This is a genomic window from Pseudoalteromonas sp. ATL1, from assembly GCF_058933015.1.
Window position 1 is genome coordinate 359,801 of sequence record NZ_JBZYXL010000001.1, and the last position, 14,131, is coordinate 373,931.

The window sequence follows — 14,131 nt, forward strand, 5'->3', positions numbered from 1 at the left end:
TTATTCAGAACCACTAAACTGCTGTAACTGCGCGTCTTTTTGACTCCAAAGTTGATTTAGTTCATTTTGAAAACGAACTCGAAACTCATTGTCATTGCTATAGTCCCCAATCAGATTATCACTGACAGGCATGACTTCAATATGAACATCAACGGCTTTAACCTTACCACTGACGAAATCGATAAAGGTAGGAATACCTTCAGGGTAATGAATAGTCACATTCACTACCTTACTGATCTGCTCACCCATCGCTTGCATTACAAACGCAATACCACCTGCTTTTGGTTTTAAAAGGTGCTTGAAAGGACTTTTTTGGCGCTGGTGTTTAGCCTGAGTATAACGCGTGCCTTCAACAAAGTTCACAATACTAACTGGCATTGTTTTGAATTTTTCACAGGCTTTTTTTGTTGTTTCTACATCCTTGCCTTTGAGCTTTGGGTTTTTCTTGAGCTGACTTTTACTGCTGCGGGTCATAAATGGAAAGTCGAGCGCCCACCAAGCCAAGCCCAAGAAAGGCACATACAAAAGCTCTTTTTTCAAAAAGAAGTTTAGAAATGGAATTTGACGATGCAAAACACGCTGCATCACGAGAATATCAACCCAGCTTTGATGATTGGCGATAACGAGATACCAGTCTTTGCGTTTCACGGCTTCAAGGCCATGGACATTCAATGCAAAAGGCGCGAGCAAATTTTGATTGAGGGTATTGCAACCAACCCATAAACTCGCGCATTCTTTTGCCAGCCAACTACATGCTTTTTGCAATGGCGGTATGGGCAGGAGTTTAATTAAACCGAAGATAAAGATAGGAACAAACCAGACGAGCGTGTTCACGGTGTACAATATCAAACCCAAAATACGACGCAAAAATGACATGCAATGCTTCCTTTACAACTAAGCCAATCGGCTAAAAGAGTGTACGCTCCCTCAGCCTTTAATATGGCCGTTGATAATACCTTGTTTTTATCTGACAAAAAACCTAGCTGGGTATTTTTGTCTAGTCCTCAAAATAGGTATAACCTGCAAGACCTGCGTTCAGTTCATCTAAATATTGGCCTTTTAAGGCATCATCTTGAACCGACTCATTAACACGCGCTTCGAATGTTTTTGACAGTTGAGCATGATCATAGTGCACAAACTTCAGCACATCTTGCACGCTATCGCCTTTAATCGCATTGGTGAGTGTATAGCCTTGCTCATTTAGCTCCACATGCACTGAGTCAGTATCACCAAAAAGATTGTGCAAATCGCCTAAGATCTCCTGATACGCGCCAACCATGAACATGGCAATATGATATTGTTGTCCCGGCGTATAAGGTGGAATGGGTAAGCTTGATTCAATGCCAGAGCCTTCAACATAGTCACGAATTTGACCATCTGAGTCACAGGTAATGTCCTGCAAAATAGCGCGTTGCGTCAACGGTTGGTCCAGCGCTTCAATCGGCATAACCGGGAATAATTGCTGGATCCCCCAAACATCTGGAAGCGACTGAAACAATGAAAAATTCACAAATAACTTATCGGCAAGTTTTTCGTTCAGGTCATCTAGCACTTCTCGGTGCGCTCTGGCGTTCTCATTCAGTAAATCTCGCACTTGATGCAAAATGGTGAAATACAAATGCTCAATTTGCGCCCATTCTGTCATGCTCACAAGTCCATGTACGTACTGCGCATGCGCTTCACTGAATAAGTGCATCGCATCATGGTACATTTCAAGCGCTAAACGAGGCGTGATACGGCTGTAGGTTTGCCATAACTCTTGCAAAATAGCATGCGCTTCTTCAGACGGCGCTGTTGGCTCGCTTTGTTTTGGCGCTTTTTCGACGTCAATTACATCGGTGATCAAGACCGCATGGTGCGCAGTCAATGCTCGCCCCGATTCGGTAATAATGGCAGGATGCTGCAATTCATGCTGTTCGCACACTTCGGCAAATGCATTTACCACATTGCGCGCATACTCAGCGACGGTGTAGTTCATTGAGCACGCACTGCGCGAGCCCGACCCTTCATAATCCACACCAAGGCCGCCGCCCACATCAACGGTTTTCAGTGGTACACCCAGCTGTGATAACTCAGCGAAATGACGCGCACATTCTTTGAGTGCACGATGAATATCGCGAATATTGGCAATTTGAGAACCAATATGAAAATGCACTAAGTTCATTAAGTGCAGCTTATTCGCAGCTCTGAGCATCTCAACAGCTTCAAGTACTTGACCTGCAGTCAGACCAAATTTGCCTTTTTCGCCGCCAGTGTTTTGCCACTTACCTTTACCTACCGAGTTCAAACGAATACGAATACCAATCGCAGGCTCAATCTTTAAATCATCAATTTCTTTGATCAAGGTTGTCAGCTCAGAAAGCTTCTCAACCACAATATTCACTTTGTGGCCCATAGCTTGGCCAATACAGGCTAACCGTAAAAACTCACTGTCTTTATAGCCATTACACACGATAGTGATCGGCGACGTGGCCACACCCAAAATAGCCATTAACTCAGGTTTAGAGCCCGCTTCTAGGCCCACTTGACCACTTGGGTGTGCAAGTAGCTTAGTGACAACCGAGCGTTGCTGATTAACTTTAATCGGGTAAACACAGTTATACGGCCCTTGATAACTTCGCTGCTGGCAAGCTTGAGCAAAGGCATCGGTCATGGTATCAACACGGTGCTTTAAAATATCGGTGAAACGCACGAGTACGGGCAAGGTCAAACCCTGTGCTTTAAATTGTTCCGTTAACTCTGTTAAAGACACTGGCGATTTGTCGTGATCACCATCAGGGTAAGCAACCAGCTCACCTTGTGCATTAATATCAAAATAACCTTCACTCCAATGAGCGACATTGTAAATCGCGCGCGCAGTGTCTAAACCCCAAGTCATGGCTTTCTCTTTTATATCATCGAAAACCTCTATTTTAATACGGTCGCAATGGATAAGCGACACTATTTTAAAGTGTGAGTGCCAACTAACAGTATGAATTTGACCATGTTTGACGAGCACAAGAAATCGGCGTTCACACCCAAGTACATTAAAAATGAATTTAATAATCAAAATGCTAGCCGTCGCAACATCCCGCTAATGCGCTTTGTTATGCAACTCGTTCGGTAAATATCAATGTATCAAGGTGGGGTTAGTTTTACCTTCACTGTGAACTTGCTCTATTATTACATTTGGGTTTCGTGGCCGCATATGATGAAAAGCCACGCAAATTTTCATTGAGCTATCGCATCTGCGCTGGCAAAATTAGCGTTTACAATATTGTGAGTGTAATAACAGATATGTCGAATTTAGAAGCAAACCGTTGGTTTACTGAGGTGAGCGACCGCGATGGTAGTGCATTTTCACTGCGCATCAACAAAAAATTAGATGAGATCCAATCACCATTTCAAAATGTTGAGATGTACGAAACCACCAATTTCGGAAATCTAATGATCATTGATGGTTGTACAATGGTGAGCACACGTGAGAACTTTTTCTATCACGAAATGATGAGCCACCCTGCGCTATTTTCACACCCTGCACCAAAAAATGTGGTGATCATTGGTGGTGGTGACTGCGGTACTTTACGTGAAGTCCTAAAACACCCAGGCGTAGAAAGTGTCACTCAGATCGACATCGACGAAGTTGTCACACAAATGTCTTTGAAGTACTTCCCTGAGTTATGTGAATCAAATAATGATCCTCGTGCAACCGTGATGTTTGACGATGGCATCAAGTACATGCGCGAAGCAGCACCAAGCTCTATTGATGTTGTGATTGTTGATGGCACCGACCCTGTTGGTCCAGGTGAAGGTTTATTCAATCATGCATTTTACACTAGCTGTTTGAACGCACTACGTCCTGGCGGCATTATGGTGCAGCAAAGTGAATCACCACTGACGCACATGCCACTGCTTTTAGAAATGCGTGAAGCAATGTTAGAGGTTGGATTTGTTGATTTACAAACTCTGCCATTCCCACAACCTATTTATCCAAGCGGTTTATGGTCAGCAACGCTTGCACGTAAAGATGAAAAGTTTGCGGGCTTTAGAGAAGCGGATGCGGATAACGCGGCATTTGATACTGAATACTACAATACCGGTATTCACAAAGGTGCATTGGCAACACCTAACTTTATGAAACGTGCATTTAATAAATAATTAAATCCACGCGTTTTATACAAAAAAACCCAAGCTCAGCTTGGGTTTTTTTATGGCGTCATTCGGACCGATTATTTATGATACTGCGCACTAAGTTCATGCACGGCATTGATGAATACACCGGCATTTTCAGGGTCAACATCAGGCGTAATACCATGGCCTAGGTTGAACACATGGCCTGAGCCTTCGCCAAAGCCAGCTAGAATAGACTGTACTTCTTCGCGGATACGCTCAGGCGTGCCATGCAACATAGCAGGGTCCATATTACCTTGAAGCGCCACTTTATCACCTACACGGCGTTTTGCGTCAGCAATGTCGATAGTCCAATCCAATCCAATTGCATCACACCCAGTTGCCGCAATCGCTTCAATCCATTGACCACCATTTTTAGTAAAGAGCGTTACCGGTACTTTACGACCGTCATGTTCACGAATTAAACCGTCAACAATTTTGTGCATGTACTGAAGCGAAAACTCTTTGTAATCACGCGGGCTTAATACCCCTCCCCATGAGTCAAAAATCATCAATGATTGCGCGCCCGCTTTAACTTGTGCATTTAAGTAATCAATCACGGAGTCCGCAACTTTATCGAGCAATAAGTGCAATGTTTGTGGCTCAGCAAATGCCATTTTCTTAATTTTGCCAAAGGTTTTGCTGCTACCGCCTTCGACCATGTAAGTTGCCAATGTCCAAGGAGAACCAGAAAAACCGATTAATGGCACTTCACCTTTTAACTCACGACGAATGGTACTGACAGCATTCATGACATAGCCAAGTTCATCCGTTGGGTCGATGTTTGGAATATTTTTTACATCTTGTAGTGAACTGATCGGGCGCTCAAACTTAGGACCTTCACCCGTTTCGAAGTAAAGACCGAGACCCATTGCATCTGGAATAGTAAGAATATCGCTGAACAAAATGGCCGCGTCTAACGGATAACGGCGTAACGGCTGCAAGGTGACTTCACAAGCTAACTCAGCGTTTTTACACAAACTCATAAAGTCGCCAGCTTGTGCGCGAGTTGCACGATACTCTGGCAAATAACGGCCTGCTTGACGCATCATCCATACTGGCGTTACGTCCACTGGTTGCTTCATCAACGCACGTAAATAACGATCGTTTTTCAATTCGCTCATAGCGTGTCTCTATTCCAATACTGTAAAAATTGCGCAGATTGTATCACTATCTTGCTTTGTGCTCTATCGAAACCCAAGCGCAAATTTACCCATTCATGATCTAGATTAAATTCCCCAGTAACTCAGGTTGTTAGCTTTTTTATATAAAAAATATTCAAATTACATCGTGGCAAAGTATTTACAACAAGGGTAAAAACTTGTTATAAAAATGCCGCGTTACAAAAATAACAACAAAACACCTTTATAATAAGAATAAAAATAGTTATCAAATAGCTAAACTGCATTCAAACCACCTTTATGGTGGTTTTTCTTTTTCTAAAACCCCAAAAAAGATACACCTTATTTATCAGTAATTTATTTTGTTTTTTTAGAATAAAAATAAAAATAGGTTGACCTTTGCAGCAGATTTCCTTTTTATAGAAGAAAACAATCCGCAAGAGGAATTCACTATGCTTTCGAGGTTAGAACAAGCCCAAGAAAAATGGGGGGGCAGCCATAGTGTTATTGATGCATGGTTAGCAGAGAGGCAAGAATTACTACTTCAATTTTGTAAAATTGCGGGATTTTCTCCATATGACAAAAAGGACCATGCCTTACCAGATCAAGTGCAGATCCAGTCATTTTGCCAAATACTGATGGATTATCTATCAGCTGGACACTTCGAGATTTACGACAATTTAGTTGAAGCATGTGAAGAAAAAGGCCCAGAAAGTGCTAAGTTAGCCAAGTCTCTATATCCACGTATTGCTGACACCACTGATGTTGCACTTGATTTCAACGATAAGTATGCAGAGCATTCTCAAGAGCAAGTACTGAAAGATTTTGATAGTGACTTATCAAACCTTGGTGAAGTATTAGAGCTACGCTTTGAGCTTGAAGATGAACTGATCGATAACTTATACGCCAATCACACTGATTAACTCTATGTTGCGGAACATAAAAATAAAAAAGGGCCCTGAGGCCCTTTTTTATTATCGCGAAAGATTATTCTGACGCGTGCTTGTGACCGTCTTCGCCGTGGCCTTCATCGCTTTCGATTTCAAGTAATTCTACTTCAAAAACAAGCGTTGAATTTGCAGGGATCTTACCTAGGTTGCGCTCACCGTAACCAAGTTCAGCAGGGATAGTAAACTTGTACTTTGAACCAACTGGCATTAATTGTAGACCTTCAGTCCAGCCTTTAATTACTTGACGTAAACCAAAGCTTGCTGGTTGATTACGCGCATATGAACTGTCAAATTCAGTACCATCTAATAAAGTACCTTTGTAGTGTACTTTTACGCGGTCAGTATCCGCAGGCTTCTCGCCTTCACCTTCTGAGATAACTTCGTATTGAAGACCTGACTCAGTCACAGTCACGCCTTCTTTTTTCGCGTTTTCAGCTAGGTATTTTTCACCTTCAGCTTTGTTCTTCTCTGCTTCTAGTTTTACTTTTTCAGCTTGCTTCTCGCGCACGCTCGCATCTAATGCAGTTAACACTTCACGAATTTTAGCTTCGTCTAGCTGTGCGTTGCCCGCTAATGCATCTTCAAAACCACGCATAAGAAGCGCTTGGTCTAATTGAATACCGAAGCCATTTTTTTCTTCTAAATCTTTTTGTAGGAAGTTACCTACAGAAGCACCGATACCGTAAGCTTGCTGTTGTACTTCAGTTTCTAGTTTTAGTTCTACAGGTTTTTGCTCTTCTGCTTTTTGGTTACAAGCTGTCAGTGCAAGTACTGCAGCCGCTACCAAAGACAATTTAATCGTCTGTTTCATTCTCTCTCTCCGACATGCCTTTCGACTGTCTGTTAATATATTATTAATGGTTAAAATTGTTTAGCCACATTATCATTCATCGCCTGAGATGCCAAATTGTATGACGTTATCGGCATATTTTTAACGTTTTCTGTGACTTGAAGCGACTTTGCAGTAACGATACGCTACTATCAAAGAATACTATTCAACAATTGGATAGATATTCATAGTCTACCTTGTACAACGCACTGCGTTAAGGGAAAACCGACATTATGCCCAAACTTCAACGCGCCTTATTTATTGCCACGGTGATTACGCTCATGAGCTGTACCCCGTCAGATAAAAAAGCCGACCTCACTGTCGAGCATGCTGCTCGCGGCGCGTTTGCGGCCGCTATTTCACACGACGGGCGTTACAGTTTAGTGTCATCCGTAGAACATGGTGTCAATCTTTGGGACAATCAAGTCCACGGATTAAAATATCAATGGCAGCAATCCAAGCCCGATGGCAATTTAGTCCACTCTTTGGCAATTGCTTACGACAATAGCTTCGCCGTCACTGCCGAAAATAATACGTTTGCTGTTTGGGATATCGGCTCGGGTGAAAACCGAGGCTATTATCAAATTCAAACAGGCACCATCAGAGACATCACTATCAGCAATCAGGGTCGATACATATTGTACGGTCGCAGCGATAACGTGGTTGTACATCTGGACTTAGAGAGCGGACGGCGCTTAGAGTTCCTTGGACATCAAGAAAAAATTAATTCAATTGCGATGTCGCCTAATGGACACTTTGCACTCACTGGTGCAAATGACTACACCGCCTACTTCTGGGATACCCGAACAGGGCAAGTTATCCACCGTTTCAACCACCCTAGTCGCGTAACCAAAGTGGCGCTCGATGCGTCGGGCCAGTACGCTTTCACCGCCGATAGCTTAAAAAAAGCCAGTATTTGGCAACTAGCGTCAGGTGATCTTGTCTCACAATTGCAGTATATTGCGCGGCAGAAAATATTCAGTGCAGTACGCTTTAACGATGCTGGTACTTTACTGGCCACAGGTTCTCCTAACCGAGAGCTCACACTCTGGCGAGTAAAGGATGGAGAAAAACTAGGACTATGGAAAGTACAGCCTCGCGAGGGTAGCCGACCTAAATCAGCTGTCGTGTTCGATGTCACATTTTTAGAACAAGACAGTGCTTTAATGAGTGAAAGTTCAAGCGGCTTATTAGAGCGTTTTAATCAAGTGGAGTCCCAATGACCGAATTAGAAGAGCGTGTAACAGAGCTTGAAGCCAAAGTGGCCTTTCAAGACGACACCATAGAAACACTCAACGACGAATTACGCACGCATCAGCAGCGACTCGCTAAAATGCAGCGTCAGATCCAATTATTGGGTGAAAAAATTAAAGAAAGTCGAGAAGAAGGCCTAATGCCTCAGCACCAAGAGCCACCGCCTCCTCACTATTAAACGTCTTAGCCAAAATAAAGCCAGAGTCTTACTCTGGCTTAAACACCCCAATGACTTGCTCAAACTGACGTGTTGAGGCTTGTACCGCCTCTTTTGGTTGGGTCATCACATGACCGCATTTTACACATTCCACTTTTTCGACATCGTGTTCTTTGTAGAGCATCATCACATCTAACTCGTGACACTCGGGACAAGATGCACCAGCAATAAAACGTTTTTTCTGCCTCATGGTTTCCCCTACTACTCGGCTCACAACGGATGTTGCTATTTTAACCCAAAGTCGAAGTGCAGGATATGACTAACTTGGATGACGTAAGCATCAGGGTTCGTGCTATGATAGGCACAATTGAGGTAAACATAGATACATTATGATCCAGCTGTCTGATATTGAACTCCTTCGTGGCGGAAAAAGCCTGTTAAAACATGCCAGTGCCACATTATTCCCAGAACACAAAGCGGGCCTAGTTGGTGCCAACGGGTGTGGTAAGTCGTCACTATTTGCTCTGTTAAAAGGAGAACTCACACTTGATTCTGGTGAGTTGTTATTTCCAAAAGATTGGTCAATCGCCTCGGTAAAACAAGAAACGCCCGCGCTAGAAAACAGCGCATTAGATTACGTACTACAAGGTCACCCCGAATACTATGCTTGTCGAGTCGCTTTGCAAGAAGCTGAACGTGAACAAGATGGCGCGAAACAAGCGCAAGTGCATCAACAACTTGAGCACATCAAAGGCTATAGCATTGAAGCCAAAGCGGGCGAGTTGTTGCATGGTTTAGGCTTTAGTAACGAACAAATTGATAATCCAGTCAGTGCTTTTTCGGGTGGTTGGCGTATGCGACTCAACCTTGCGCAAGCCTTGATCCGTGATGCCGACTTACTATTACTGGATGAGCCAACTAACCACTTAGATTTAGATGCGGTTTACTGGCTAGAGCGCTTTTTACGCGCCTATACTGGCACGTTGGTGCTTATCTCTCACGATAGAGAATTTTTAGACGCCGTTGTTGATCAGATCTGGCACATCGACCAGCAAAAAATCAATGTTTACAAGGGTCATTACTCGCAGTTTGAGCGCCAAAAAGCGGAACGCATGTCACAGCACCAGGCGCTTTTCGAAAAACAGCAAGAGCAAATTGCGCACTTAGAAAAGTTCATCACGCGTTTTAAAGCAAAGGCCAGCAAGGCCAAACAAGCACAAAGTCGTGTTAAAGCGCTTGAACGCATGGAAAAGCTCGCACCAGCCCATGCCGATTCACCCTTTGATTTTGAATTTGCTATGCCCAGCGCTTTACCTAACCCCTTGATGACACTGGATGGCGCGCAAGCAGGTTATGGTGATGTCACTATCTTAAATAAAATAAAGCTTAACTTGGTTCCGGGTAGCCGAATTGCATTACTGGGCCGAAATGGTGCAGGTAAGTCCACCTTGATCAAACTGTTAGCAGGTGAACTCGCGCCTCAAGCAGGTGAAGTGTTTATGCATCAAGGCCTCAAAATCGGTTACTTTGCCCAGCATCAACTAGAATCTCTCGATTTGAATGCCAGCGCAGTGACACACTTACAGCGCTTAGATCCAAAAGCCAGCGAACAATCACTTCGTGATTTTATCGGTGGCTTTGCCTTTCATGGCGACCGCGCATTAGAGCCTGTCGCGCCTTTTTCTGGCGGCGAAAAAGCCCGTTTAGTCTTGGCCATGCTGGTTTACCAAAAACCAAACTTACTGTTACTGGATGAGCCTACGAACCACCTTGATTTAGAAATGCGTCATGCGTTGGTCATGGCATTGCAAGGTTTCGAAGGTGCGATGGTGACCGTATCGCACGATCGCCACATGCTGAAAAATACCGCCGATGAATATTACTTGGTAGACAATGGTGAAGTTAGCCAATTTGGTTATGATCTCGATGCCTACTACCAGTGGTTATTGAACGCCAATAAAGAAGCCGCGAAAAAGCCAGAAAGTGACAGCAAGGCACACTCAAGCAGCAATCGAAAAGAGCAAAAGCGCTTAGAAGCAGAGTTTAGAAAATCAGTTCAACCATTGAAAAAGAACATCGAAAAGCTCGAAAAATCGCTGGATAAATATGCCGAGCAATTAGCAACTATCGAAGCGCAACTGGCCGATAACAGCCTGTATAGTGACGATAACAAAGGCAAGCTAACAGAGTTACTCGCAGAGCAAGCTAAGGTCACACCGCTCCTTAATGACGTGGAAGAGTCATTACTGATAGCGCTTGAAGAACTGGAAGAAAAACAAGCCGCGTTTGAAGAGAGCTTAGAGGCGTGATGCCACTGTGCGAACGCGCTTTTTGGCAATACGCTTGTCAGGTTTATCAGCAAGGCACAATGCAAAGTGCCTTGCTCGATTTACAAAACGAGTACGATAAAAATATCAACTTATGCTTGTTATTGATGTACTTGGATCACCTCAACTTACAACTCACAAGCAATGATTTTGCACAGCTCACTTCGCTATGCCAATCACTGGATGTACAGTTACTGAAACCGCATCGCCAGATCCGTAGCACCTTAAAACAAAACTACCAAAAACACCCCAATTATTCACAACTGAGAAAACAATTGCTCCACAGTGAGCTTGAGCTCGAAAAACTGCAGCAGGCAGAGCTTGTTAGGTTAGTAAATCAGCTTGGATCTACACCACAAACACCCACCAAAAACCTCGCTCTATATCTCACGCAAACGCAGATCAACACATTAAAGTAGCGGTAATTAGCTAAAAAGCATGATCGAGATCAATCTTCCATCGCGCTGTAAAAGTACGCGATTTAAAACTTGATCTTGATCATATCTCACCTACTCGCCTAGGGCTAAGATGACTTCATCGACAAGTTAGGAGGCATCGCCATGAACGTATTCTTCAGAGATTTTTTTACTGACCCAGTGTTATTTCTCTCATTCGGGATCTTAGGAGTAGTGATTGCGCTGTGTCTGTTCTACGTATACTACTTCGTTAAAAAAGTGAACGAAGCTGAAGCACCAAATTGATACTAATAAGCCCATACCGAGCTTGGCAGAATAAGCCCTATCGGTACACCTGTTCCCACAGACGAAAGAATTAAGCACGACGCACAAAGCACCTTACTAACCTAGTTAGTCGGGTGCTTTTTATTTTGCGCTCAACAGCGCTGATGAACTTTGTTACACTGCCTGTCCGTTTGATTGTAAGACACGTTATGGACTACTCATTTCAAAGCGCATGGTGGATGCGCAACCGACATGTACAAACCATATTGCCCCGTTTTTTCAGGCCGTGGCAAAAAGTGGCTGTTAAATTTGAAGAACTGACGACCCCAGATGGCGACTTTCTTGAACTCGCGTGGGCTCAACAGACTTACCCCAATGCACCACTGGCGATCGTACTACATGGCCTTGAAGGAAATATTAATAGCTTTTACGCCAAGGGCATGCTCAAGGCCCTATCGCAAAAAGGCTTTAATGCCGTGTTAATGCATTTTAGAAACTGCTCGCGTGCCGCCAATCGTCTACCTCGTGCTTATCACAGTGGTGAAACCGCCGACCTTGGCTTTTTGATCCACACTTTAAAACAACGCTATGTGGGTAAGCCGCTTTATGCCGTTGGCTTTTCTCTTGGTGGCAATGTGCTAGCAAAATACTTAGGTGAACAAGGTCGTCATAGTGACTTGCAAGGCGCCGCCGTGATCTCAGCACCTCATCACCTATCATCGTCATGCCAAGTGATCCGTAAAAGTTGTTATGGGCTGTATCAAAAATATTTGCTCGATAGAATGAAGCATTCCTTCTCAAGAAAGTTAGATACCATTGGTGATGTGCTGAACATCAATGCGCAGCAACTCAATGCCACCGATGATTTATGGCAATTTGATAATGAGATCACCGCACCATTACACGGTTTTGATGGCGCAGAAGATTACTATGCCAAGGCCAGCGCACAAAATTATCTCAACAAGATCCAAACACCAACGCTAATCGTGCATGCGCAAGATGACCCCATGCTTTCTGCGCAATCAGTTCCTCGGCCTGAACAGGTCAGTAGTAGCGTAACGCTTGCGGTCTCTCAAACTGGCGGCCATGTTGGTTTTATTGCGGGCAATAATCCATTTAAGCCACAGTTTTGGTTAGAACAAGCCATTCCTCATTACTTTAACACGTTACATACAAAGGGCTAATGGATGATCATTCCTTATCAACAACTTGACCCAAGCACACTGGAAAACCTGATTGAGCACTATGTGCTCAGAGAGGGAACTGACTACGGTGAACAAGAGTTTTCCACGGCAGCTAAGGTTGAACATGTGAAAGCCCAGCTCAAATCTGGCGAAGCATTGATTGTATTTTCTGAGCTACATGAGTCGGTCAATATCGTCTCAAAAGCACAGTTTCAAGCAATGCAAAGTGATGAGTATCATATAGAGGAGTAACTGGGCGCAGATCATTTAGCGATTGATATTTTTCAGTTATAGTCATATGACATTAACCTAATTTAGGCAGGCATATGACTTTCCGTATTTCTCTTTGCGCCCTTGCGTTAACAACACTCGCTGTACAAGCACAAGACTATCAAGCGTCCGATCGCGCGCAAAGCATTGCTCAAAAAAGTATTTTGATTGATACCCATATCGACGTTCCCTATCGACTTCAATCAAAGTGGGAGGATGTCAGTCAATCCACCACAGGCGGCGATTTTGATTACCCGAGAGCGGTCAAAGGCGGCCTAAACGCGCCGTTTATGTCAATTTATATTCCTGCTAATTTGGAATTTGAAGGCAAAGGCAAGAGCTATCAGCTCGCCAATAAATTAATCGATAGCATGGAAGCACTGGCTTTTAGAGCGCCGGAAAAGTTTGCCGTGGCTTATTCAAGCAAAGACATTTATACCCATTTTAAACAGGGCAAAATCTCTATTGCGATGGGGATGGAAAATGGCTCACCTATCGAGGGAGACATTAAAAATCTCCATCACTTTTTTGATAGAGGCATCAGGTATATCACGCTTGCCCATTCGCAAAGTAACCATATTTCCGACTCATCGTACGATATTCGTCGCAAGTGGAAAGGTTTAAGCCCATTTGGTAAAGAACTGGTTGTTGAAATGAATAAGATTGGTATGTTGATCGATGTATCACATATCTCTGACGCCGCTTTTTATCAAGTGATGGAACTGTCTAAAGCGCCGGTGATCGCTTCTCACTCTTCTCTGCGCAAGTACACACCGGGTTTTGAGCGTAATATGGATGATGACATGCTCAAAGCGCTGAAGAAAAATGGTGGCGTGATCCAAATTAACTTTGGTTCGAGCTTTGTCACCGCAAGCGCACAAAATTGGTATAAAAAACGCGATGAAGCTGAGCAACGAGACACTTATATCTCACAAAACCCTTTTCCATTTGCCACTTTAGAGCAAGTACTTGATCACATCGACTACGTTGTAAAACTCATTGGCATTGACCATGTTGGCATTGGTTCCGACTATGATGGGGTTGGCGATTCACTGCCCATTGGCTTAAAAGATGTATCAAGCTATCCAAACCTAGTCCAAGGCCTATTGGATAGAGGTTATAGCGAAGTTCAAATTAAAAAGATATTAAGTGGCAACACTCTGCGCGTATGGCGTCAAGCGGAAGAATACGCAGCTAAGTATTAATATAA

14 protein-coding genes are annotated in these 14,131 nt (G+C 43.6%); 9 read left to right on the forward strand and 5 right to left on the reverse strand.

The window, feature by feature from the left end; translation table 11 throughout:
• Window positions 1-876 (reverse strand): 1-acylglycerol-3-phosphate O-acyltransferase, YihG family, encoded by an 876-nt coding sequence (yihG, locus tag AC5FX4_RS01685; RefSeq protein ID WP_493604805.1) that lies wholly within the window; start codon window positions 874-876, stop codon window positions 1-3.
• A 121-nt stretch (window positions 877-997) separates the two neighbouring features.
• Window positions 998-2,878 carry a biosynthetic arginine decarboxylase gene (gene speA, locus AC5FX4_RS01690; RefSeq protein WP_493604806.1) on the reverse strand — a complete coding sequence of 627 codons (1,881 nt, stop codon included), beginning with the start codon at window positions 2,876-2,878 and terminating at the stop codon, window positions 998-1,000.
• 398 nt (window positions 2,879-3,276) lie between these two features.
• Here speA and speE point away from each other — a divergent pair, with 398 nt between their 5' ends.
• Window positions 3,277-4,137, forward strand: coding sequence for a polyamine aminopropyltransferase (speE, locus tag AC5FX4_RS01695; protein ID WP_493607754.1), 861 nt, complete (start codon window positions 3,277-3,279; stop codon window positions 4,135-4,137).
• Window positions 4,138-4,208: 71 nt separating this feature from the next.
• On the opposite strand, the gene hemE is transcribed toward speE, so the two are convergent.
• Complete coding sequence (gene hemE / locus AC5FX4_RS01700; RefSeq protein ID WP_493604807.1) at window positions 4,209-5,273, reverse strand: uroporphyrinogen decarboxylase; 1,065 nt, start codon at window positions 5,271-5,273, stop codon at window positions 4,209-4,211.
• 449 nt (window positions 5,274-5,722) lie between these two features.
• On the opposite strand from hemE, the gene rsd reads away from it, so the two are divergent.
• Window positions 5,723-6,193 (forward strand): sigma D regulator, encoded by a 471-nt coding sequence (gene rsd / locus AC5FX4_RS01705; protein WP_493604808.1) that lies wholly within the window; start codon window positions 5,723-5,725, stop codon window positions 6,191-6,193.
• 64 nt (window positions 6,194-6,257) lie between these two features.
• On the opposite strand, the gene fkpA is transcribed toward rsd, so the two are convergent.
• Window positions 6,258-7,031 (reverse strand): FKBP-type peptidyl-prolyl cis-trans isomerase, encoded by a 774-nt coding sequence (gene fkpA / locus AC5FX4_RS01710; RefSeq protein WP_493604809.1) that lies wholly within the window; start codon window positions 7,029-7,031, stop codon window positions 6,258-6,260.
• 251 nt (window positions 7,032-7,282) lie between these two features.
• Here fkpA and AC5FX4_RS01715 point away from each other — a divergent pair, with 251 nt between their 5' ends.
• Complete coding sequence (locus AC5FX4_RS01715; RefSeq protein WP_493604810.1) at window positions 7,283-8,272, forward strand: WD40 repeat domain-containing protein; 990 nt, start codon at window positions 7,283-7,285, stop codon at window positions 8,270-8,272.
• Window positions 8,269-8,481, forward strand: coding sequence for a SlyX family protein (locus AC5FX4_RS01720; protein ID WP_493604811.1), 213 nt, complete (start codon window positions 8,269-8,271; stop codon window positions 8,479-8,481). The genes AC5FX4_RS01715 and AC5FX4_RS01720 overlap by 4 nt, the downstream gene beginning before the upstream one ends.
• Before the next feature lie 28 nt (window positions 8,482-8,509).
• Here AC5FX4_RS01720 and AC5FX4_RS01725 read toward each other — a convergent pair whose 3' ends face one another.
• Complete coding sequence (locus tag AC5FX4_RS01725) at window positions 8,510-8,710, reverse strand: YheV family putative zinc ribbon protein (protein ID WP_493604812.1); 201 nt, start codon at window positions 8,708-8,710, stop codon at window positions 8,510-8,512.
• 139 nt (window positions 8,711-8,849) lie between these two features.
• On the opposite strand from AC5FX4_RS01725, the gene AC5FX4_RS01730 reads away from it, so the two are divergent.
• The 5 genes from AC5FX4_RS01730 (at window position 8,850) to AC5FX4_RS01750 (ending at window position 14,126) form a co-directional block, all read left to right on the forward strand.
• On the forward strand, window positions 8,850-10,769 hold the full coding sequence (locus AC5FX4_RS01730; RefSeq protein WP_493604813.1) for an ATP-binding cassette domain-containing protein: 1,920 nt from the start codon (window positions 8,850-8,852) through the stop codon (window positions 10,767-10,769).
• Entirely contained in the window at window positions 10,769-11,206 is a 438-nt protein-coding gene (locus tag AC5FX4_RS01735) for a TIGR02444 family protein (protein WP_493607755.1), read from the forward strand. Before AC5FX4_RS01730 ends, AC5FX4_RS01735 begins: the two co-directional genes overlap by 1 nt.
• Before the next feature lie 470 nt (window positions 11,207-11,676).
• Entirely contained in the window at window positions 11,677-12,651 is a 975-nt protein-coding gene (locus AC5FX4_RS01740) for a hydrolase (protein ID WP_493604814.1), read from the forward strand.
• Between the two features lie 3 nt (window positions 12,652-12,654).
• The gene (locus AC5FX4_RS01745) at window positions 12,655-12,903 is read left to right on the forward strand and encodes a YheU family protein (protein ID WP_493604815.1); all 249 of its coding nucleotides are present in this window, start codon (window positions 12,655-12,657) and stop codon (window positions 12,901-12,903) included.
• Window positions 12,904-12,977: 74 nt separating this feature from the next.
• Window positions 12,978-14,126, forward strand: a complete 1,149-nt coding sequence (locus AC5FX4_RS01750) for a dipeptidase (RefSeq protein WP_493604816.1) — start codon at window positions 12,978-12,980, stop codon at window positions 14,124-14,126.
• Window positions 14,127-14,131 lie beyond the last annotated feature (5 nt).

Bases quoted from the DNA above. Each gene is read 5' to 3' on its own strand.
- AC5FX4_RS01740 (WP_493604814.1), top strand. From the start codon at position 11,677: ATGGACTACTCATTTCAAAGCGCATGGTGGATGCGCAACCGACATGTA.
- AC5FX4_RS01750 (WP_493604816.1), top strand. From the start codon at position 12,978: ATGACTTTCCGTATTTCTCTTTGCGCCCTTGCGTTAACAACACTCGCT.
- speA (WP_493604806.1), bottom strand. From the start codon at position 2,878: ATGACTTGGGGTTTAGACACTGCGCGCGCGATTTACAATGTCGCTCAT.
- AC5FX4_RS01720 (WP_493604811.1), top strand. From the start codon at position 8,269: ATGACCGAATTAGAAGAGCGTGTAACAGAGCTTGAAGCCAAAGTGGCC.
- hemE (WP_493604807.1), bottom strand. From the start codon at position 5,273: ATGAGCGAATTGAAAAACGATCGTTATTTACGTGCGTTGATGAAGCAA.
- speE (WP_493607754.1), top strand. From the start codon at position 3,277: ATGTCGAATTTAGAAGCAAACCGTTGGTTTACTGAGGTGAGCGACCGC.
- AC5FX4_RS01745 (WP_493604815.1), top strand. From the start codon at position 12,655: ATGATCATTCCTTATCAACAACTTGACCCAAGCACACTGGAAAACCTG.
- fkpA (WP_493604809.1), bottom strand. From the start codon at position 7,031: ATGAAACAGACGATTAAATTGTCTTTGGTAGCGGCTGCAGTACTTGCA.
- AC5FX4_RS01730 (WP_493604813.1), top strand. From the start codon at position 8,850: ATGATCCAGCTGTCTGATATTGAACTCCTTCGTGGCGGAAAAAGCCTG.
- AC5FX4_RS01735 (WP_493607755.1), top strand. From the start codon at position 10,769: ATGCCACTGTGCGAACGCGCTTTTTGGCAATACGCTTGTCAGGTTTAT.
- yihG (WP_493604805.1), bottom strand. From the start codon at position 876: ATGTCATTTTTGCGTCGTATTTTGGGTTTGATATTGTACACCGTGAAC.
- AC5FX4_RS01715 (WP_493604810.1), top strand. From the start codon at position 7,283: ATGCCCAAACTTCAACGCGCCTTATTTATTGCCACGGTGATTACGCTC.
- AC5FX4_RS01725 (WP_493604812.1), bottom strand. From the start codon at position 8,710: ATGAGGCAGAAAAAACGTTTTATTGCTGGTGCATCTTGTCCCGAGTGT.
- rsd (WP_493604808.1), top strand. From the start codon at position 5,723: ATGCTTTCGAGGTTAGAACAAGCCCAAGAAAAATGGGGGGGCAGCCAT.